Source organism: Bradyrhizobium sp. HKCCYLS3070, assembly GCF_051167575.1.
Lineage (GTDB): Bacteria > Pseudomonadota > Alphaproteobacteria > Rhizobiales > Xanthobacteraceae > Bradyrhizobium.
Window position 1 is genome coordinate 67,763 of sequence record NZ_JBNPTI010000013.1, and the last position, 19,987, is coordinate 87,749.

Below are 19,987 nucleotides of genomic sequence, written 5' to 3' on the forward strand. Positions count from 1 at the left end.
ACAGTGCAGCTACCAAAAGATCAGCCCCACACAGCCGAAGCCGGCAATCCTCGCCAGATAGTCGTTGAGAATTTGCGGCAGAACGCCGGCCAAAGCACTTAGGTGCTAACCGCCGCTGGACGAAAGTTCCGTGGCAGGTCATGTCGTATCGGAACTCACGTTCTTGTTAATGGTCGCGCTTAACTTCTCGAAGTCGAGGAAGATGCCGACCTTGCCGCGCGCTGCCATTCCCATCGGGCGTTCAGCTAGTTTGCCTCAGAGCCAGCTCTTCGGATCTGGCGCTTATCTGTCTCATAACCTTGAGGTCGGGGTTCATATCCGCTCCCCGCAGCCACCCGATCCCAAAGTCAGGTTTGAGCGCGCATAAGCCTGAAGGCGCGGGCGGTATGCTTGCGCCGGAAAGATTTAGGCGAATGAGTGGATAAGATATCGCAAGTTTGGTTGGTGTGGAAAGGCGGTAGCGTTCCAGCGCATTCGCCTCCCGACTGAGGAGCCGCTCTCGCCACGCTCACCGGTTGGGTCTCTATGGGCACCTTCCGTCTGCTGTTTTCCGACTTATGGCATCTCGGATGCTTAACGGCGTGCTTGCGGCGTTGCATATCGCTTCAACGAGCAGACGCACCGCTCGTCCTTCCCAGCCGATTTGATCGATTGGGGCTTCCCAGTACTCGGACAGAACGTAGGCCAAGTGACGGGCCTTTACACTCAAGCCCGTCATCGTATAGGCGGGGGTCCCCATGATGGCTCGTTCAACGGGATCAAGGCGGGCCAGTAGGGCCTCATCCCGCGCCGTCAAGTACTCGTCGGACTGCTTGAGGTTTTCACCGTCACGATCGAGTTCAGCTATCAACGCCAAGAACTGGTTTTCGAAGGCGACCAAAGGAGCGTCTAGGTCTCCGATAGCTCCCTCGGGGCTGGTGCCTTCGACATGATCACGCATTTTTTCGGCTCGGTAAACGGAAACCGACAATTCTAAACGGTTAGCGTTTATATTCGCGGATGTCAACGCTTTTCGTGGTCGTTAAACGAAAATCGTGTTCCCATGAAATGGCGGTTGAATGACTCCCGATCAATCTCGGGCGGCTCGTGGTTTGCTCGACTGGTCTCAGGCTGAATTGGCTGCTCGGTCCAATTTGAGCGAGAGTACAATTCGTGATTTCGAAAAAGGCCGCCGGATTCCGTCAATCAACAATTTGGCGGCCGTCAGGCGCGCTCTTGAGGCCGCGGGCGTTCATTTCATCGACGGCGATCATCCTGGAGTTCGCTTAGTGCGATGACAGATTGCTTCACGCGTTGGCACTCACTTGCAGCTCAGGACGATTGCCGCGCCACCACGGGCTGCCTCTGAAGCCAAGCCTGAATTGAGACGGCCGACGACTTCGGCTGCTTCGTTCTGAATCGTGCTCTAACCTGTTGAAGTTCAGAACCGGCGACTTCTGGCACACGTCAAATAGCCCAAGACCGCGGCTCCTAACTGTTGGGTCGGAGGCGCGCCGACCTGCAGTATGTTTTCAGCAGAGTAACTCTCTCCGGCCCGCGGGTGAGGAGCTATCGGGCCGCTTTAATTCGGATAAACCGGAAAATTATTTCAGTTCAATCGCGCCTGGAGCTAACTTTCATCCGAACGCGCCTTGAAAGTATTCAGCTGTCGAAACCCTTCCAAGCTGGATACGATGGATGCCTTACACGTCTTTCACCGTATGCTGCGGAAGCTCATTCGCGTCGGCCCCTCGGTATCATGCACCTTTCGGAAGGTGACGCCCGGATAAACAGCGCCAGTCGCACCTTCCAATGCCAGCAGGACACCCCAGCCGCCACCGGTCGAGCGCGACTTCGGCGATAGCTCGTCGAATCAGGCATTCAGCTGCCATTGCGCACCTTGTCGCCGTGGCCATACGGGCGGGAAAGGTATGTCCCGGCGTCGATTCCGGCGAGGTCCCTGACTATGTGGACGATATCGCCCTCGCGCTGATGAGCAGCTAGAGCACGCTTATCGCCGATCGTCGCAGGCGCGGACGAGAACTTTGATTTTCGTCGTTCTGTTCGCACTAGAATATGTGATAGCTGAGCACGGCGAAGTGCCGGCCCGCCATCGCGATCTGTAGCAGGTTTCCATGGAGTGGCTCACTCTCAACTACGTTTGGAAGCAGAAGCCAACGCCGGTCGTGCTACGCCGGACCGGGCGTGGCGAGAGGCTTCGGGTGCGCCTGCCGTTTGCCGACGACAATGGGCAATGGCTGCAGAATGGCCGGCGAACAACACCTGAATGGATCGGCGGCAATCAGGCTTATTGGGAGCTGCCGAAGTCCTGGTTCAACGACTTCGTCGATCGCGCGCTACAGCGCTACGGTAAGGTCTACATCATTCAGCCCTATCGCGAGCAGGAGATCTGTGCGCGGGCGTGCCAGGAAGCACAGGGGCACGAATGCCAGTGCTCTTGCATGGGCGCCAACCATGGCATCGGCAATGCCGGGAGCTGGTTCGAGGTCTCCGACACCTTCTCGACCCGCTGGGGCGAGCGCGAGCTCGCCTGCCGCCTGCTCACTGCCCGGTAGAGACGAGAACCTTATCATTCGCCTATGTCATCGGACAACGGATGAATTTCTTGACCGCGCCATCGAGAAACACCCGCTCGATGTGATGCCCGGCGCCTTCGACGAGACTGCGTGCCACCATAGGTAGCTCGCGGACCGAGCGCTGCACGTCATCCATCGCGATCGGCGCATCGCTTTCCGGCACATCGATCCGCGTAACGTTGTTCTTGCCGACCAGCAGATAGGCTTGGCCGAGAGCATTGCGGGACTGCGCGCGGGCGGCCGCATTAAAGGAGCGCAGGAACGCCCAATCCTTGATGCCGCCATTGCGCGCCCGCTCATCGACCGTGAAGGTGGACTCCCCCGTGCCCAGGCTCAGGATACGTACGTCCTCGCGCGCAATGTCGAAGCAGGCGAGCGCATCGACCAGCGCGTTCATGATCGGGTTGTTGGCCCAGATGCCGCCGTCGATCATGATGTAACCATCGTCCTCGACACCGGGGTAATAAGAAGGGGCTGCGGTCGTGTGGAGCGCCACATGCGCGAACTTCTTGTGGCGGTCCTTCTGGTAGTCCGAGTGGTGCGGCGTCTTGTAGAGGAACGGCTCACCGTGGCGCCCCTCGAAGCTCGGGATCACCAGCCGGGTGATGGCGTCGTCGAGCACCTTGTCGCCGAAGATGCGCAGCAGCTCCTCTTTGAGGGCGGCTTGGTCGTGCTTCGGCTCGAACAGCCAACGCAGCGCCCTTGAAACCTTGCCAAGCCCGGCCGCCCTAGGAAAGATGCGCTCACCGCGCTCGAGATAGATGTTCAACGCCTCTCGCGCCGTCATCCCGTGGGCAAGGGCGAGCGCGATGATGCCGCCCGTCGAGGTGCCGGCGATCATGTCGAAATGATTGGCGATCGACGCGCCGTCGAGGAAGCGGCTTTCGAGTTCGGCGAGGAAGGCCGCGGGGAAGACGCCGCGAATGCCGCCGCCGTCGATCGACAGGATGCGGAACGGGCAGCCCTGCGGCCACGGCTGCTTCCGGCGAGCATGTTGGATCGTGCCGTCGGATCGGCGCGGCGGAACATAGTTCATTGCGTGGTCTCCGTTGCCTCTGCGGATCCTGGTCCGGCATGCCGACCGCCGCCGGTCCAGCGCCCGGTCATCAGCCAAAGTTCGTAGCAGGCGAGCCAGTCCAGCGCCCAAGGGACGGTCGTGCTGGCGATGGTCATCGCTGGCGACCATTCCCTCTCACGAGGATCGAACAGGCAAAGAGTCGGATCCTCCGCCGGGGGATAGACATGGGGCAACTGACCCTCGGCGTTTCCCGGCAGGCGGATCAACTCCGGTGAGAGCACTCGCACCTCGGGGAACGACCCGAGCTCGTATCGGATCTCCAGAGAGTAGCTCGCATATTGCGGTCTCACGCTTCCCGCCCATCGGGCGGACTGGGCGCGGCGGTCGACACGACGCGCCGCGAACTGCGGCCAGGTCGCCTTCATCGCTGCGACCTGCTCGTCGATGGAGAGGGGCGCCGCCATCATCAGATCTTGCGTCCAAAGAAGGTGTGAGGCCGCGCCGCCGCGACCGCCGGATTGAGGGCCGGTGCGACGGCGGCGGCGGTAGGCAGCAGCACGCCGCCGCGCCGCGTGTAGAGCTGACGCGACTGCTGGATCCCGCCACCTACCTCGGTTGCGATCTGATCGGCGGCACGGGTCACGACGCGGTCGCCGAAATTGCCGCGCAAGACGTCCATCATCGCATTGGGGAACATCTCGCCCTTGCGCATCGCGTCGAGCGAACTGACGAGCTCGCGCAGATGTTCGGCGAATTCATCCTGCTGGGCGATGGATTCCGGCCAGCGGTCGGTAAAGACGTCAGTCTCGCAGACCGGATTGGCGACGTGCAGGAGCCGTCCATAAAGCGAGGCCTGCTCGGTGTCGCGGATGATCCAGCTTGAGAGACGAACAAGCATGGCATTAAGCGACATGTTCGGCTGCGCGGCGAGCCCGGCATAGTAGGATAGCATCACCGATGGCGGGATGCGGCCACTGTAGCTCGCGTAGCGGATGTTGCGGAAGCGCTTCAGGAGCTGGAGCGCGAGCGTCGCAGTGTTTTTGACGATGAAGTGACACTGATCCGGAACCTCGTCGACGTCAGCGTCGGCGCGCGCCGCAAGGCCGGCATGGTCAAGCCACCGCCGGTGGAACTCCTTCGCCATGCGCAGTTCGAGCGGCGTCCTGCTCGCATACCATTGCGCGAACCCGTAGGCGTTCATGTCAACGAACCGATCGTCGGCCGACCGGTGCGGACCTTTGGCGTGAGTGATCAGGCTTTCGCGATCGAGCGTGCTGTAGACGCGCAGCGACGGCGTGACGTCGAGATGCATCTTGTCGGCGTAGAACAGAGTGACGCAGCGCGTCTGCCGCAACACCCGCTGCACGGGATAGTCGGCGAGCGCGGTTTCGAGCTCGGTCAGGATCTCAAGAGGGGCCATGCCGCGGAAGCGACCGCCGAGTTGCGAGACGATGTCGAGATCGTACTCGTCGTCGGTGCCCCGCGTCGAGATCGTGGCGTCGATCGCCATGGAGCCTTGCGGGTAGAAGTGCTCGATCTGGTCGAAGAAGGCGGTCGTGGCCTCAAGATGGCGCCGCACCGCCTCGTAACGCGACTTCGCCTTGCCATGCAGCGAGGGCGGCAGCTGAACGCTGAGCGCGATCTCGGCGAGGATACGGTCGAGAGGGTCGTCAAAGGGATTAAGGCCGCTCGGCGCAAGCTGGATGTTCACATTGATCTCCGCGGCGGGCTGGGCTGCATCTGTGCATCTCGCCACCGCCCGCGCGATGTTCGGGATGATATAAAGTGAAATACGTCTACTCCGAACAAGATGGGGAGCTTGAATGCGCCTGTCAAGGGACATAAAATATAGCTACTCCGAATGCGAGGTTGGGGCGGATCGAGTAGAAGGGCTGGCTATGAAATTTGGCGAGCGAATCAAGGACTTACGAACGAAAAAGGGCCTGACGCTCGATCAGCTCGCGCAGCAGACCGGCTCGTCCAAGAGCTATATCTGGGAGCTCGAAAATAAGAATCCGCCTCGGCCATCCGCCGAGAAGCTGTCCGCGATTGCAGGCGCCTTGGGGGTAACCGTCGACTACCTGTTCGGGGCGGATACGCAGACGCTCAGCCAGGCCGAGGATACCGCCTTCTTCCGGCAGTATAGCGGCCTGCCGGAGGATACGCGCCGGCAGATTCGCGAGATGGCCCGCATCCTGGACACAAAGACCCGCAAATGAGCGAGCCGAGTCGTCCCCGGCCGCTGAAGGAAGCGGCACGCATCACGCAGATGCTCGACTTGGTCCTTGGAGCGGATCGGTTTGATCGCGCGCCTGTTGACGTGATCGGTCTTGCGCTCGAGTACTCGCGCAAGGTCGCGCCCGACAGCCCCATCCACGAAGTCGTCGAGCGCAACATCCCGGGCTGCGTCGGAGCGTTGGTCTATGGGGAGGCGCGGCCGCGCCAATGGGCCATCATGTACCATATCGGTCAGTCCGATGGACGCCGCGCGTTCACCGTGGGGCACGAGTTCGCTCACTACGTCCTGCATCGCCAGCTGATCGAAGAGGACGAGGGTTTTGACGGCGGCATCTATTGCGACGAGAATGCGGTGGTTCGTCGCAGCGGGGCCGGTATCGAGCAGGAGGCCGACGAGTTCGCCGCCGCATTGCTGATGCCGTTTCATGACTTCCGCCGCCAACTGCCGGCCAAGGCTCGGACCGATTTCGAGACCCTCAGCCGGCTCGCAAAGCGCTACGGCGTTTCGCTGACTGCGGCGATTTTGCGCTGGCTTGAATACACCGAGACCCGGGCGATCATGGTGGTGTCGAATGAGGGGTTCGCCCATTGGGCAAAGCCCAGTAAGGCGGCGCTTAAGTCAGGGCGCTATATCCGCACGCGAGACACCGTATTCGAACTTCCGGTGCAGGCCTTTGCTGCACGACGCGGCTATTCAGATGCGGCGCTGACTGGGATCACGCAGCAAGCTGGAGTCTGGTTTCCGGAGCCGGTGCACGAGATGTGCTTTCGCTCTGAGCGATATGATCAGGAAATTACCGTGCTGCAGTTCGAGGCGGATGGTCCGTGTTTCCAAGCGGAAGAGGAAGAGACTGACGTCTTCGACCACTTCGTGCGGAACGGTCAAATGCCGGTTCGTTAGAAGATGGTTGAGGATAATCTTGAGGAGTCCGCGGCGTGATCGGTGAGGTCGGCCATGCCGAAACGTCCGCCGGTCGGGAGCTGTGATTGTATATGTTGGACACTCCGACCGACAAATCGGCAGGTTCAACGTCAGATTCGGTAGCGCCGATCTTCCTGACGCTCCATGGCGTACCGGAACACAATCCTCTCGGAGGGCAACCTGGGTATTGCCTCGATCCGCAGGGCGCTTGGCGTCCGGTCCACGGCGATTTGCTTTACGAGATCGAGGCCGAATGCATTCGGCTCCACGACGGATTCGCGTCAGCGCTCCTCGGGGGCCACGCTTCCTATCATGCGCTTTTGCCGGTCATCCCGCCGTTTCTCTATGAGGCCGGCTTGAATTCTGAGTCGACCTTATCGCGAGGTGAGTTCGAGCAAGCACTGGTTGCTCTCCGGGAAATGCCCCGCTTGCATGAGCTATTGTACCTGTACGACTGCCGAAAGCTTGTGTCGGGCATCCAAGAGTGCACAAAGGAAGTGTGCTTTCTGGTTGGCGAGTTCTATCGCTCGCTCAATCTTGATCAGCTTTTCTATCCGCCTTTGGCTGAACGGGACGGTGTGCGCTGGATAACGTCTCCGGTTGTCACTCGCCTTACCGCTACGCTCAACGTGATCTTCATCCGCCTGCACAGCCTTCTCGACTATACAACGAAACTGGTCCACGAGATCGAGCATCTGCGCAGCGATTTTTCAACCTATCCGAAGCTGTCGTCATCCAGCATCCAGTTCGGGGACCGCCGACGTACCGGATGGGGCGAAGCACCGGGAACATTGTTCGAGCCGAGTGAGGCGGTACGAGAGATCGAGTTGGTAAGAAACCTCGTCATTCATGACGGGCTCCTCGATGACATGCCCAAGGTTTATAAGGTTGTGAAAGATGGGCGCGTAGTCGAAAAGTTCGTGCTTATGCCGGACCGTACTAACGGGAGGCTGGATCGTCACAAGAACCGAGCATTGTTCTACCGTGGTGATGACAAGATCAATATTCGGCTGCCAACTCTGATTTCTCAGTTTCAGGAAATGCAGCGCGTGACTCTGGAGCGCGCAGTTGTTCGGCTTGTCGAAATCGGCAGGGACCGGACAAAAGCCGCGGGGTGAGGCTGGCGTGACGCATCATATTTTCTTCTCTTGGCAGAGCGACACCCCTAACGCGGTGGGGCGCTCGATGATCGAGGCATGTCTAGAAAGGGCCATCGGGCTGCTGCAGGCGGACGCAGAGATCGATCTCGCCGATCGCGAATTGGCGATGGACAAGGATACGCTTCACGTTCCCGGCTCGCCGGCGATTGCCGAAACCATCTACGGCAAAATTGATCGAGCCGCCGTGTTTCTGTCGGATCTTACCTATGTCGCGGTGAGACCTCACGGTGGTGGCCTCCCGAATCCAAATGTGCTGATCGAGCATGGGTGGGCGCTTAAATCACTCAGTTCGCGACGCGTCATCTCGGTGATGAACACTGCACTTGGCGATCCCGAGCAGCACGAGCTTCCGTTTGACCTGCGTCACGTGCGTCGCCCGATCCTGTACGCGTGTACGCCCGGCGCCAAACCGGAAGACCGAAAGAAAGCCCGAGACGAGCTGACGAAACACCTTGTCGCTGCGCTGAAGGCGATCTTCAATGATGACGTTGTTCGGAAGGGATTGCGGCCCCCTGCGCCACAGGTACCACATCCGAGGGACGTGGAACTGCTTGAGCGCGTGCATCGCCAGCTGCCACTTTCGCTGCGCCAGTTCCTTCACCAGCACAATTTCGGCTCGCCATTCCGCTTGGCTCAGCTCGATCCGATTCATGAAATGAACGAGACCTGGGTAGGAGCCGCCTACGAATTTCATGACCCCGAGGTGCAGCGCACCTTTGACGATCTGCGGCGCCTCGCCGGCGAGTTCGGCGGTTTGGTCCTTGAACGCATATATGCCATGGACCGCAATCCGGCGATGGGCTGGCCCAAGACGGATCAGGACGTAGCGAAGGAAATTCAGCCCGGAACCGGTCAGGCGATCAAGGCGATGAACGCGGAGGCGGCCATGTTCTGTGCAGCCATCGACGCTTTCGACCGGATCGCCCGAGACCGAATTCCCGTGGCCTCAGGCATTCATAGCGACCGGGATGATGCCGCCGAACCGAACAAGCAGGCGCAGGAAGCAACCAATGCCTTGCAGGAGTTGGCGTTCGATATGCATCGCGGCGCGCTCCCCGAAATCGTGAGTCAGCCGCGCTTGACGTTGCGGCTCGTGCCGTTCGAGGCCACTGAAGGTCGACGTTTGGATCCGCGTCGCGTCAGCGAACTCCAGCTGCGGTTTCCACCATCACCGCACGAACGCGTAAAGGTCGACAGCGATGGCCGCCAGTGGTGGAGCTGCGCTGTGCCTCGTCGACGCGGAGACGGTCTCAATCCTGAGACGTCGTGGCGCATGCGACTGGTTCGGCCCGGGTATATCGAATATCAGGTCACGATTGGTCAGCGGATCGATGACGACCCTCAGATCGTGGTCGACGGCAGACGTCCTGAGGCTCTCATCGTGCGGAACCTGGAGCGAATGGCCGCGATCGCCAACGACCTCGATGTGGCAGGCCCTGCGCTGGTTTCGATTTCCCTCGATGGAGTTGAAGACGTTGAGTTGTCTGCCGCACGGCCCGGCGGAAGACGAGTGCGGCAACCGGAGGTCATCTTGCCTCTGGCCAAACTGGCCGAGATGAACGGTGAACTCGCCCCGAAGATTCGAGAGCAATTGGATATCCTGTGGCAGACAGCCGGGTGGATTGACGGTTCACCCTCTTTCACCGTTGAAGCCTGGGCAGGCTATAGCGACAAGCAGAACTACAGCATCGAATAGAAGGCGGAACTTGGCGAGGCATTCTTTGGGGGATCAACTGGCAATTCGTTGATGGGGGATGCGGGGAGCGGGGTGATGAATCGTCGAACTGTTGTCGTTGAAGGGCCGCTCGCCTTTCGCATGAGGCGGATCGCCGCCGCACGACAAAGTGAAGGCGGCGTGCAGATCATGACCTTGCCGCAACTTGCGGCACGGCTAGCCGGCGGCTTCACGCGCCCCGCCCAATCCGAGGAGCTTGACCGGGCCATCCGGTCGGCGCTCGAAGCCGGCGGTTTCGCCGAACTCGAGAGCATCCGAAGCCTTCCCGGCATGACGCGTTCTGCGGCTTGGACGCTGAACCGGCTGTGGAACGCCGACTTCGCGTTGGCCGACCGCGCCCGTGAGCGCGCGCGGCTTCAGGATCTCATGACGATCGATGCGCATGTGCGTGCGAGCCTGCCCGCGGGTGTCCTGTCGCCGCGCGATCTGCGCGATGCAGCCCTACAGCGTATAGCGTACGCGCCCACGGTCCTCGGCGCGGTCGAACTCGATCGCGTCGTGGGGGTCGCCCCCGTTTGGCGCCCGCTGCTCATTGCCCTCGCGCAACAGGTGCCGCTCATCTGGCGCAATCCCGGCGATCCCGATGTCGCCTGGTTCGCCGGCGAGCTTGGCTCCGATCCGCGGCCTACACCGGCGCCACCCGAGATCGTCTCCTGCGCTTCGCCGCGCGCCGAGGCCGTCGAAGCCCTGCGGTGGATCCGCGAACTCATCGCGTCGGGCCGCGCACGGCCGGACGAGATCGCCGTCTGCGCCACGGCGACCGAGGACTGGGACGACCACATGCTGGTGCTGGCGGCTGACTCCGGTCTGCCGGTGCATTTCTCGCACGGCGTGCCGGCGCTGGCGTCGCGGGAAGGCCAGACCTGCGCCGCCTTAGCCGACGTCTTGCTCAATGGGTTGAGCCAGGATCGCGTGCGCCGCCTCCTCGGCCACGCCGTTGGACGCAGCCGCGGCCTCGATGCGCTGCCTCCGAACTGGGCGCAGGGCCTGAGGCCTGGCGCTGGGCTCTTCGAGCTTGAGCAATGGCGCCGCGCACTCGATGAAGCCCATGCTCGTCGCACGGATGGCGTCGACGTGCGGCCGCGGCTCATGCCGGTTCTCGAGGTGCTTGCCAGAGGAGCTGGCGCCGCAGATGCAGCCTGCGGTCTGTTGCTCGGGCGCGCGGCACAGGCGCTCTGGGTCGAGGCGCTTCGCCGTGCGCCGCCGGATGCGCTCGAATTTTCGCTGCAGGAGCTTCGTCTTCCCGATGGCCGCGACCCGGGCGCCTGCGCGGTCTGGTGTCCGGCGAATCATCTCGCGGCTGCGCCACGTCGCTTCGTCCGTCTGCTTGGTCTGACGACGCGATCGTGGCCGCGGCGAACCGGCGAAGATCCGCTGGTTCCGAGCCACATCCTGTCGCGTGACTTACTGGATTCCGTGTCGGTCAGCGAACAGGACCGGCGGGCGTATGCGATCATCACCGCGCAGGCCGCCGGCGCTTTGGTGCTGTCGCGAAGTCGCCGCAACGCCCAAGGCGGGCTGCAGGCGCCCAGTCCGCTCCTGCCGCACGGCCCATGCACCACGGCATTGAAACGCGCGCGCATCCCGAGCCATGCTTTCAGCGAGGCCGACCGCCTGCTGGCTCGGCCCGAAGAGGCGGCGATCTCGGCGGCGCTGCGAGCCGCTGACGCCTGCTGGCGCAATCGCCGAAACCCTGCAGTGACCGCTCATGACGGTCGCGTGAGTCACGACCATTCCGTCATCACGCGGGCCATCGCGCAGGTGCAGTCGGCTACATCGCTTCGCCTCATGCTGCGCGACCCGCTCGCCTTTGTGTGGCGCTACGCCTTGGGCTGGTGCTCGCCGGTCGAAGACGAGCAACCTTTGTCGCTCGACGCGCGCGCCTTTGGCGAGCTCGTCCACGAGATGCTGAAGCGCACGGTCGACGCGCTCGAGCCCAATCCCGGCTATGTGCATGCGGCCCGCCATGAGATCGAAGACGCCCTCGATGCGGCATCAGCCGCCATCGGGGCGCAGTGGCCGGTCGAGCGTTCGACCCCACCCCTTCTTTTGTGGCGCCACACGCTAGCCGCCGCGCGCGATCTTGCGCTCAAGGCGTTGACGCTCGATGAGGCGTTTCAGGCTGTCACGCGCAGCTGGACCGAACTCGCGTTCGGCCGCGAGGAAAATGCCACGGACGCCGCTGGCGATCTCCTGTGGCCGCCGACGGGACAGGTGATCATTCCCGGTGCCGGGGTGCGCATTCGCGGCAGCATCGATCGGGTGGACTTCAACAGCGCCTATAAAGCCGTCCGCGTCTCCGATTATAAGACCTGCGCCGAACCGGCGAAGGCCAGCGAGATCGTTCTCGGGCGCGGCGCCGAGCTGCAGCGTGTGCTATACGCGCTAGCCGCGCGCCAACTCGTGGCGGACAATCCGCGGGTCATCGCGCGCCTGGTCTTTCTGGGGGCTGATCGGCCCAGGCCGTACAGTCTGCCGGATGTCGATCAGGCGATCGCCGACATTGGCGCGCATATCAGCGCGGCCATCGATCTTCTGCGTCGCGGCAACGCCTTGCCGGGTCCTGATGCACGCGAGGCCTGGAATGACTTCGCATTGGCGCTGCCAGCGAACCCCGCGGTCTATTTCCAGAGCAAACAAGCAGCTTTGGGCCGCGCCTTTGGCGACTTTGCCCGAATCTGGAGTGCGCGATGACGAAACTCGTCGACGAATCCGCGCGCCTGAGGGCGCTCACAGAACTCCATTTGACGCTGCTGGTGGAGGCGGCGGCAGGGACGGGCAAGACCGCTCTCATGGCGGGCCGACTGACGATGCTGTTGGCGCGCGGCGCCGAACCACGCTCGATAGCGGCCATCACTTTCACGGAGCTCGCGGCGAGTGCGCTCGGCGCCCGCGTCCACCGTTATGTCGACGATCTGCTCGCGGGACGTGTTCCGAATCCGTTGCGGGAAGCTCTGCCCGACGGCTTAACCGACGCGCAGCGGCGCGCCCTTTCGGCGGCTGCCGGCAAGCTTGATGAGCTCACCACCACGACAATCCACGCGTTTTGCCAGATCATCATCTGCAGTTACGCGGTCGAAGCCGATATCGATCCCGGGGCACGCATCCTCGATGCGACGCAGGCCGAGGCCGCTTTTGAGGCCGTGTTCGAGCAATGGTTCAGAAGGCGGCTGAACGGACCGGCACGGGCCGATGATCCGATCGCCTCCCTGTCGGAGTATGATCCGCGTCACGTGGCCGCCACCTTGCAGGGGCTTGCTCGGTTTCGCCTGGAGCATCGCGGTGCGCGGGCGCCCGCAGCCGATCTCAGCGGCCGGCCGGATATCGATCTCGTCGAGGCCGTCGCGGATTTCCGCCGCTGGCTGTCGGCGCAGCCCGTCGAGCCCAAGACGCTCGAAGTGGTCGGACAGCTGGAGACACTGGCCAGTCATTTCGAGGGCAGCTTCGCGACGCCGCCTGTTTTCGACACGCTCTGGCGGCTCGCTCATCCGGCGCGTCTGCCTTGTATGCGGCGCTACACCTTCGATTTGCTAACCCCAAGGACGAAGACGGCATGGGACAAGGCCGCCGGCAAGGATCGGGGCGCCAAACTCAACGCGGAGGCCGGTCGCCATTTTGCGCGGGTCGACCACTGTTACCGCGTCATCCTCGGCCGTGTCGCGACCGCGCTGGTCGCCAAGTTGTCCGATGAGCTCGATGAGGTCCTCGCCGACTACGCTGCCTTCAAACGCGCCGCCGCCGTTCTTGACTTCGACGATCTGTTGGAGCGGGCGCACGCGCTCGTGCGGGAGCACGAAGCAGTTCGACGCGCGCTTGGACAGCGATATCGCCACATCTTCGTCGACGAATTCCAGGATACCGACCCGATCCAGGCGGAGATCCTGTTTCGGATCGCCGCCGACGACAGTGCGCCCCGATGGCAGGACAGCGTTCTGCGCGAGGGCGCTCTCTTTATGGTCGGCGACCCTAAGCAGGCGATCTACCGTTTCCGAGGCGCCGACGTGGGTTCCTACGCAGAAGCACGGGGCGCCATCGCCCAGCGCTGGCCCGACAACATCGTCCAGATCACGGCGAACTTCCGCTCGCGGCCGGCGGTCCTGACCCATATCAACCGGTGTTTCGCAGCGCCGCTCTCCGGCCGGAATCAGCCGGGTTACGTGGAGCTCGCGCCAACGCTCGATCCGCCGGATCACGGGCTGCCGTGCGCTGCCAAAATCACGATCGATCTGCCGCCGGACTCGCGGGCGGCGCAGATCCGCGACGCCGAGGCCGAAGCCGTCGCCGATCTCTGCACACGGCTAATCGGCAACGTGAAGATCCGCGACGAGGACGGCGAGCTTCGGCCGCTCACGCCGGGCGGCATCGCGCTGCTCGCCCCGACGGGCTCCGAGCTCTGGCGATACGAGCGCGCGTTTGAAGCGCGCGGGCTCCCGATCGCTTCGCAGGCTGGGAAAGGACTGTTCCGTCGCCAGGAGGTGCAGGACCTTGTCGCGCTCGCGCGCGTGCTGGCGGACGCCGGTGACACCTTGGCGTTCGGCGCCTTGATGCGCGGTCCGCTCGTTGGCCTCAGCGAGGAGGAGTTGCTCGACATCACCGCCGGTTTGCCGCCGCTTGCGGATCGGCCCGACGCAATTCCTCAGTTCTCGCTCGCGATGGACCCCGATCACGTCGCTCATCCAGTCGCGCGGCGGGTCCTCACGATCCTCCAGGACCTACGCCGCCGGACGCGGGCGACGACGCCTGCGTTGCTGCTTGCCGAAGCTGTCGAGCGGCTGGCCGTGCGGCCGATCTTGAGCGCGCGCGAAGGCGACCGCAGCGCGCGAGCCGCCGCCAACGTCGAGGCGCTGCTCGAACGGGCACGACGCTACAGCGTCAAAGGCATGAAGCGCTTTGCCCGCGACGTGAGCCGCGATTGGCGCGACGGCGCCGCCTACAACGAGGGCCATGTCGATGCCGACGGAGACGCCATCGAGATCATTACCATCCACAGCGCCAAGGGGCTCGAATGGCCGGTGGTGATCCCGATCAACACCGCGACCTTGCTGCGCTCCCGCGAGCCGTTTGTGCACCGGGCTGACGACGACACGCTGCATTGGGTGATCGGCGATGTCGTGCCGCCCGAGCTGCGCACTGCGCTGGAGACCGATGACGAGAGCCTGATGCGCGAACGGGAACGGCTCTGGTACGTGGCGTGTACGCGAGCCCGTGAGCTGCTGATCGTGCCGGAATTAGCGCAGGCCGAGCAGAGGTCCTGGGCTCGTGTCGTCAACCTGGGCCAGGACGCATTGCCGGAGCTGGACGTCTCCCGCATGGCGCCGGTGCCAACGCCGATGAGCGCCGACCCGCCGAATACCCAGACCGCTGAGCTCTTTGCAGCTGAGCGCGGGGTCATCGAGGAAGCGGCCGTTCCGCTGACCTGGGTGCGGCCGAGCGATCATGATCCGGACCGCTTGCAGGCGATCGAGGCCATCACGCTCGATGCCTGCGATGCGCCCGAGGTCAGTCAGCCTGTCGGTGCGGGGCGCGTGCGCGGTCTTCTCCTGCACAAGCTGATGGAAGAGGTGCTGACGGGCGAACTCGTCGAGGAGGTGGAGCGCTTTGCCAGCCGCGCGCGCGAGTTGGTGGCTGAACTGGTCCTCGATCCCGACGACGGCGACGGCCTTCCGGACGCCGGCGAGATAGCGGCTACCGCCTGGCGTACGTTGCAGCTGCCGGACATCGTGGCGCTTCGCGAGCGGCTGACCCCTGAGTGGCCGGTGTATGCGCTGCTCGACGATAGCTCGAAGCCAAGCGCGCTCTCCGGACGCATCGACGCCATCGCCTACGCTGGGGATCGCGCCGAAGTGGTCGTCGACTGGAAGAGCGACGTCGATCCGTCCGACGCGGATATTCGCCTCCATGCCGGTCAGCTCGAAGACTATGTACGGGCGACGGGCGCTCTCCGGGGCGCGCTGGTCTACATGACGCCGGGTGTCGTTCAGTGGGTTTGGGGGCGGCTCGGCGGCGTGAGCGGTAATCTGGAGGGAGGGATTGAGGTGCCGGTGGGGGTCGAAACCGCCCTTACCAGCCAGCCGCCGGAAGGGAAAGACGTCAGAAATTTGTAATCGTTTTTCTGACAGCCTCGACTCTCCGGTCAGAAATGGGTATACATTTTTCTGACAGGGCGGGCCGACGATGGATCTTAAATCCCAGATTCAAAATAGAATGGCTGACCAGGCGCCATTCGGCGTCTGGACGCCGATCGACTTTCTGGACATCGGTTCGCGCGATGCCATAGACCAAGCGCTGTCACGCATGACCAGCGCCGGAGAGATCCGCCGCATCACCCGTGGCCTTTACGATCTGCCTCGGCTCAACAGCCTGACCGGGAAACCAACCAATCCTGATCCACGGCGGGTCATCGATGCGCTCGTGCGACGAGACCAGGCGCGCATGCTGGTCGACGGGCTGACAGCCGCCAACGACCTCGGGCTGACGGATGCGGTGCCCGCCAAGATCTCGGTTCACACCGATGCGCGCCTGCGCCCGATCAAGTTGGGCGCACAGACCATCACGTTCAAACTGACCGCGCCCAGCCGCCTGCACTGGGCTGGCCGTCCGGCGATGCGCGTCGTCCAGGCGCTGCAGTGGCTGCGCAGCACGATCGACGGCGATCGCGATCGTATTCGCCGCCGCCTCGCTGCGATCCTCGCCGATCCCGAACACGGTGCGGCGATCGCGGCGGACTTGCGCGACGGCTTCACCAGCCTGCCGGATTGGATGCAGACCTTCCTGCGGCCCTTGCTCGATGAACCGGAGGCCTCCTCTTCCCGGGATAAACCGACCAAGCAACAGCCCGGGAGCCGCGGGTGAATCCGGGTTTCGTCACGTTCCTTTCTGCTGCTGCGGAGGATCGCCGCGACGCTTTCCTCGGCGCGGCGCAGCGCTTAGGCGCCCCGGAGCAAAACATCGAAAAGGATTTCTGGGTCTGTTGGACCCTCGATGCGCTGTTCAACGGTGCCGAGGCGGGCGGCCCTCGACTGCTGTTCAAGGGCGGGACCTCGCTGTCGAAGGCTTTCGGATTGATCTCCCGATTCTCGGAAGACATAGACATCACAATCTTCCGGGACGACCTGGGCGAGGGCGCGACGGTCGATGAACTGGAGGCGCTGAGCGGCAAGAAACGACGACGGCGCCTCGACGCCATCAAGGGCGCGAGTCAGGCCTACGTGAACGAGACGATGCGCCAGCAGGTCGAGGGGCATTTGCGCGAGACCCTGGAGACTGCGGGCCTGGAACCTGAAGCCGGGCGGGTGGAGCTCGATCCCGACGACTCCGACCGGCAAAGCCTGTTGATCTGGTATCCGAAGGTGACGGCGGCTGACGAGGGATACGTCAGGCCGGCGGTCAAGATCGAGTCAGGCGCCAAGTCGGCCCTCGATCCGAACAAACCCGTAATCGTCAAACCTTATGTTGCCGACGTGCTCGCCGATTTCGAGCTGAACGTACCCGACGTCAGAACCGTCGTCCCGGAACGCACCTTCTGGGACAAGATCGTGATCCTGCACGGGTTACGCCAATGGTTCGATGCGCGTGGCGCGCTCCGCGGCGGCGGCCAGCGAATTTCACGGCACTACTACGACGTCTACCGGCTGCTCGATTCCGATGTCGGTCTCACCGCGTCGAGCGATCTCGCGCTGGGCGTCGATTGCGTGCGGCACGCCCGCATGTTCTTCAACAGTCCAGATCTGAACCTCGCGACCGCGGTGCCTGGAAGCTTCACACTATCGCCAAATCGCGACATGGCGACCGAACTCACGCGCGACTACGCCGCTATGGCGGGAATGATCTTCGGTGAGGCGCCCGCGCTCGAAGAGGTTCTCGGCCGGGTCGCCGAGCTCGAGGCGCGCATCAACCAAGCCGAAACCAAGTCGGCGGCGGCAAGCCGAGACGGGACGGGGGGTGCAGGAGCATGAACACAGAGGCCGACACCTGTCGAAAATTCGTCGTGCCGCGTCTGCAGGCCGCCGGATGGGATAGCGCGCCCCACGCTATCAACGAGCAGCGCACCTTCACCGATGGCCGGGTAATATTCGTCGGGGGTCGTGCTCGCCGCGGCCGGCAGAAGCGGGCCGACTACATTCTGCGGTTCAATGCCGACTACCCAATCGCCGTCGTGGAAGCGAAGGCGAGCTATAAATCCACCGCCGATGGTCTGCAGCAGGCCAAGAACTACGCCGAGATTCTGGGGCTGAAATTCGCGATTGCCACAAACGGTGCTGAGATCGTGGAGTTCGACTTCTTCACCGGCATTGAAACGCTGCGTGCGGACTTTCCGACACCGGCTGAACTCTGGACGCGCCAGCGCGCGGGCCTTGGCTTGGCCGATGATGCTGCGGCCAATCGGCTCCTCACGCCGGGATTTCCCGATCCGGGCAAGCCGCTGCGCTACTATCAAGAGAGCGCGGTCAATCAGGCGCTCCAGGCCATTCTCACCAGCAGGCGCCGTGCGCTCTTGACCCTGTGCACCGGCGCCGGGAAAACTGCGGTGGCTTTCCAGATCGCTTGGCGGGTTTGGAGCGCTGGGTGGAACAAGCGCGGGGATTTCCGCAAACCGAAGATCCTGTTTCTCGCGGACCGCAACATCCTCGTCGACGATCCGATGGGCAAGACGTTCGCGCCGTTCGGGGACGCCCGCTTCAAAATCGAAAATGGTGTCGTCAGCCAGGGCCGCGACATCTATTTCGCGATCTATCAAGCCATCGCCCGCGACGAACGGAGGCCAGGCCTCTATCGGGAATACGCGCGCGACTTCTTCGATCTGATCATCGTCGACGAATGCCATCGTGGCAGCGCGCGCGACGACAGCAGTTGGCGCGAGATCCTGGAGTATTTCGAGCCGGCATATCAGCTCGGCATGACCGCCACCCCGCTCAGGGATGACAACCGTGACACCTACGCCTATTTCGGGGCGCCGCTCTACACCTACTCGCTAGCGCAAGGCATAGCCGATGGCTTCCTCGCACCGTATCGCGTGCACCGGGTGGTCACCGACTATGACGCCACCGGCTGGCGGCCGAGCAAGGGCGAGCTCGACCGCTTCGGACGTGAGGTTCCCGACGACGAGTATCACACCAAGGATTTCGAGCGCGTCATCGCACTGCGCGCCCGCACCGAAGCAATCGCCCGACATCTAACGCACTTCCTCGCCCAGACAGACCGCTTCGCCAAGACGATCGTCTTCTGTGTTAACCAGGAGCATGCGAGCGAGATGCGCCGCGCGCTTGCCAACCTCAATTCAGATCTCGTCGTCGCCTATCCGGACTACGCCTGTCGCATCACCGCCGATGAGGGCGACATCGGCAAAGGAAAGCTGAATGCCTTTCAGGATGTGGAGACAAAGGTTCCTGTCATCCTGACGACCTCGCAGCTTTTGACGACGGGCGTAGACGCACCGACCTGCAAGAATGTCGTCCTCGCGAGGGTGGTGGGCTCGATGACTGAATTCAAGCAGATCATCGGGCGCGGAACACGGTTGCGGGAGGACTATGGCAAGCTCTTCTTCAACATCCTCGACTACACCGGCACGGCCACTGAGAAGTTCGCCGACCCGGAATTCGATGGCGAACCAACGGCCGAAACTGTCACCGAGATCGACGCCGACGGCGAAGTGGTCACCAGCGAAGGCGGGGAGAATCCGCCGCCCGAGACGGTCGACGAGCCAGAGGGCGAGACGCCGGCGGCTGGACTGCCGCCGGACGAAGAGCCCGGCGAGCCACGCAAGTATTATGTCGATGGCGGGGCGGTCGAGGTAGTTGCCCACCTAGTCTACGAACTGGACACGGACGGCAAGCGTTTGACCTGCAAGAAGCTGACGGACTGGACCGGTGAGAAGGTCCGAACGCTCTATCCGACCGCAGCGAGCTTTCGTGCGGACTGGCTCAATGCGGACAAGCGCCAGGCCGTGGTCGAAGCCCTGGCCGAGCGCGGCATCGACCTTGAGACCTTGGCGGAGGAAGCGGGCCGTCCAGACGACGATGCCTTCGATCTGCTCTGTCATCTCGCTTGGAACGCGCCGTTGAGGACTCGACGGGAGCGTGCGGAACGCCTCAAGCGTGACCGCCGAGACTTCTTCGATCAGTACGGCGCCGATGCACGGGCCGTGCTCGAAGCCCTGCTCCAGAAGTATGCCGACCATGGCGCGGCTCAGTTCGCGTTGCCCGGCATCTTGAAAGTGCCGCCGCTTGCGGGCTTCGGCAATCCCAGTGAAATCGCGCGACGCTTTGGGGGGCCGGATAAGCTTCGCGCGGCCGTCAACGAAATGTCAGGCCTGTTGTATGCCGCTTAAGGAAACACCTC

General features: G+C 63.0%; 15 protein-coding genes. 11 read left to right on the plus strand and 4 right to left on the minus strand.

What is annotated here, in order from left to right; genetic code table 11:
- Positions 1–523: 523 nt before the first annotated feature.
- Positions 524–940: a hypothetical protein gene (locus ACQR03_RS28425; RefSeq protein WP_434842064.1), complete on the minus strand. Its 417-nt coding sequence runs from the start codon at positions 938–940 to the stop codon at positions 524–526.
- 118 nt (positions 941–1,058) lie between these two features.
- On the opposite strand from ACQR03_RS28425, the gene ACQR03_RS28430 reads away from it, so the two are divergent.
- Positions 1,059–1,277: a helix-turn-helix domain-containing protein gene (locus ACQR03_RS28430; protein WP_315718625.1), complete on the plus strand. Its 219-nt coding sequence runs from the start codon at positions 1,059–1,061 to the stop codon at positions 1,275–1,277.
- Between the two features lie 837 nt (positions 1,278–2,114).
- Positions 2,115–2,555, plus strand: a complete 441-nt coding sequence (locus tag ACQR03_RS28435; protein ID WP_434842065.1) for a hypothetical protein — start codon at positions 2,115–2,117, stop codon at positions 2,553–2,555.
- A 22-nt stretch (positions 2,556–2,577) separates the two neighbouring features.
- On the opposite strand, the gene ACQR03_RS28440 is transcribed toward ACQR03_RS28435, so the two are convergent.
- Genes ACQR03_RS28440 through ACQR03_RS28450 form a run of 3 tightly spaced genes read right to left on the minus strand, consistent with a single transcriptional unit; the run spans position 2,578 to position 5,305 of the window.
- On the minus strand, positions 2,578–3,612 hold the full coding sequence (locus ACQR03_RS28440) for a CBASS cGAMP-activated phospholipase (protein ID WP_434842066.1): 1,035 nt from the start codon (positions 3,610–3,612) through the stop codon (positions 2,578–2,580).
- A complete protein-coding gene (locus ACQR03_RS28445) occupies positions 3,609–4,061 on the minus strand; it encodes a hypothetical protein (RefSeq protein ID WP_434842067.1) in 453 nt (150 codons plus the stop codon). Before ACQR03_RS28445 ends, ACQR03_RS28440 begins: the two co-directional genes overlap by 4 nt.
- Positions 4,061–5,305 carry a nucleotidyltransferase domain-containing protein gene (locus ACQR03_RS28450; protein ID WP_434842068.1) on the minus strand — a complete coding sequence of 415 codons (1,245 nt, stop codon included), beginning with the start codon at positions 5,303–5,305 and terminating at the stop codon, positions 4,061–4,063. Before ACQR03_RS28450 ends, ACQR03_RS28445 begins: the two co-directional genes overlap by 1 nt.
- A gap of 187 nt (positions 5,306–5,492) precedes the next feature.
- Between ACQR03_RS28450 and ACQR03_RS28455 the strand changes: the two genes are divergently transcribed.
- The 9 genes from ACQR03_RS28455 to hsdR all read left to right on the plus strand — a co-directional run bounded on the left by ACQR03_RS28455 (position 5,493) and on the right by hsdR (position 19,976).
- A complete protein-coding gene (locus tag ACQR03_RS28455) occupies positions 5,493–5,813 on the plus strand; it encodes a helix-turn-helix domain-containing protein (RefSeq protein WP_172131365.1) in 321 nt (106 codons plus the stop codon).
- Complete coding sequence (locus ACQR03_RS28460; RefSeq protein ID WP_434842069.1) at positions 5,810–6,733, plus strand: ImmA/IrrE family metallo-endopeptidase; 924 nt, start codon at positions 5,810–5,812, stop codon at positions 6,731–6,733. Before ACQR03_RS28455 ends, ACQR03_RS28460 begins: the two co-directional genes overlap by 4 nt.
- A gap of 86 nt (positions 6,734–6,819) precedes the next feature.
- On the plus strand, positions 6,820–7,872 hold the full coding sequence (locus ACQR03_RS28465) for a hypothetical protein (protein WP_434842070.1): 1,053 nt from the start codon (positions 6,820–6,822) through the stop codon (positions 7,870–7,872).
- Positions 7,873–7,879: 7 nt separating this feature from the next.
- Positions 7,880–9,610, plus strand: a complete 1,731-nt coding sequence (locus ACQR03_RS28470; RefSeq protein WP_434842071.1) for a hypothetical protein — start codon at positions 7,880–7,882, stop codon at positions 9,608–9,610.
- Positions 9,611–9,685: 75 nt separating this feature from the next.
- A complete protein-coding gene (locus ACQR03_RS28475; protein WP_434842072.1) occupies positions 9,686–12,343 on the plus strand; it encodes a PD-(D/E)XK nuclease family protein in 2,658 nt (885 codons plus the stop codon).
- Positions 12,340–15,753, plus strand: a complete 3,414-nt coding sequence (locus tag ACQR03_RS28480; RefSeq protein WP_434842073.1) for a UvrD-helicase domain-containing protein — start codon at positions 12,340–12,342, stop codon at positions 15,751–15,753. Before ACQR03_RS28475 ends, ACQR03_RS28480 begins: the two co-directional genes overlap by 4 nt.
- 100 nt (positions 15,754–15,853) lie before the next feature.
- A complete protein-coding gene (locus tag ACQR03_RS28485; RefSeq protein ID WP_434842074.1) occupies positions 15,854–16,501 on the plus strand; it encodes a DUF6088 family protein in 648 nt (215 codons plus the stop codon).
- Positions 16,498–17,604, plus strand: a complete 1,107-nt coding sequence (locus ACQR03_RS28490; protein WP_434842075.1) for a nucleotidyl transferase AbiEii/AbiGii toxin family protein — start codon at positions 16,498–16,500, stop codon at positions 17,602–17,604. The genes ACQR03_RS28485 and ACQR03_RS28490 overlap by 4 nt, the downstream gene beginning before the upstream one ends.
- Entirely contained in the window at positions 17,601–19,976 is a 2,376-nt protein-coding gene (hsdR, locus tag ACQR03_RS28495; protein ID WP_434842076.1) for an EcoAI/FtnUII family type I restriction enzme subunit R, read from the plus strand. Before ACQR03_RS28490 ends, hsdR begins: the two co-directional genes overlap by 4 nt.
- Positions 19,977–19,987: the final 11 nt, after the last annotated feature.

Bases quoted from the DNA above. Each gene is read 5' to 3' on its own strand.
- ACQR03_RS28460 (WP_434842069.1), top strand. From the start codon at position 5,810: ATGAGCGAGCCGAGTCGTCCCCGGCCGCTGAAGGAAGCGGCACGCATC.
- ACQR03_RS28440 (WP_434842066.1), bottom strand. From the start codon at position 3,612: ATGAACTATGTTCCGCCGCGCCGATCCGACGGCACGATCCAACATGCT.
- ACQR03_RS28485 (WP_434842074.1), top strand. From the start codon at position 15,854: ATGGCTGACCAGGCGCCATTCGGCGTCTGGACGCCGATCGACTTTCTG.
- ACQR03_RS28425 (WP_434842064.1), bottom strand. From the start codon at position 940: ATGCGTGATCATGTCGAAGGCACCAGCCCCGAGGGAGCTATCGGAGAC.
- ACQR03_RS28445 (WP_434842067.1), bottom strand. From the start codon at position 4,061: ATGATGGCGGCGCCCCTCTCCATCGACGAGCAGGTCGCAGCGATGAAG.
- ACQR03_RS28430 (WP_315718625.1), top strand. From the start codon at position 1,059: ATGACTCCCGATCAATCTCGGGCGGCTCGTGGTTTGCTCGACTGGTCT.
- ACQR03_RS28435 (WP_434842065.1), top strand. From the start codon at position 2,115: ATGGAGTGGCTCACTCTCAACTACGTTTGGAAGCAGAAGCCAACGCCG.
- ACQR03_RS28475 (WP_434842072.1), top strand. From the start codon at position 9,686: ATGAATCGTCGAACTGTTGTCGTTGAAGGGCCGCTCGCCTTTCGCATG.
- ACQR03_RS28480 (WP_434842073.1), top strand. From the start codon at position 12,340: ATGACGAAACTCGTCGACGAATCCGCGCGCCTGAGGGCGCTCACAGAA.
- ACQR03_RS28455 (WP_172131365.1), top strand. From the start codon at position 5,493: ATGAAATTTGGCGAGCGAATCAAGGACTTACGAACGAAAAAGGGCCTG.
- hsdR (WP_434842076.1), top strand. From the start codon at position 17,601: ATGAACACAGAGGCCGACACCTGTCGAAAATTCGTCGTGCCGCGTCTG.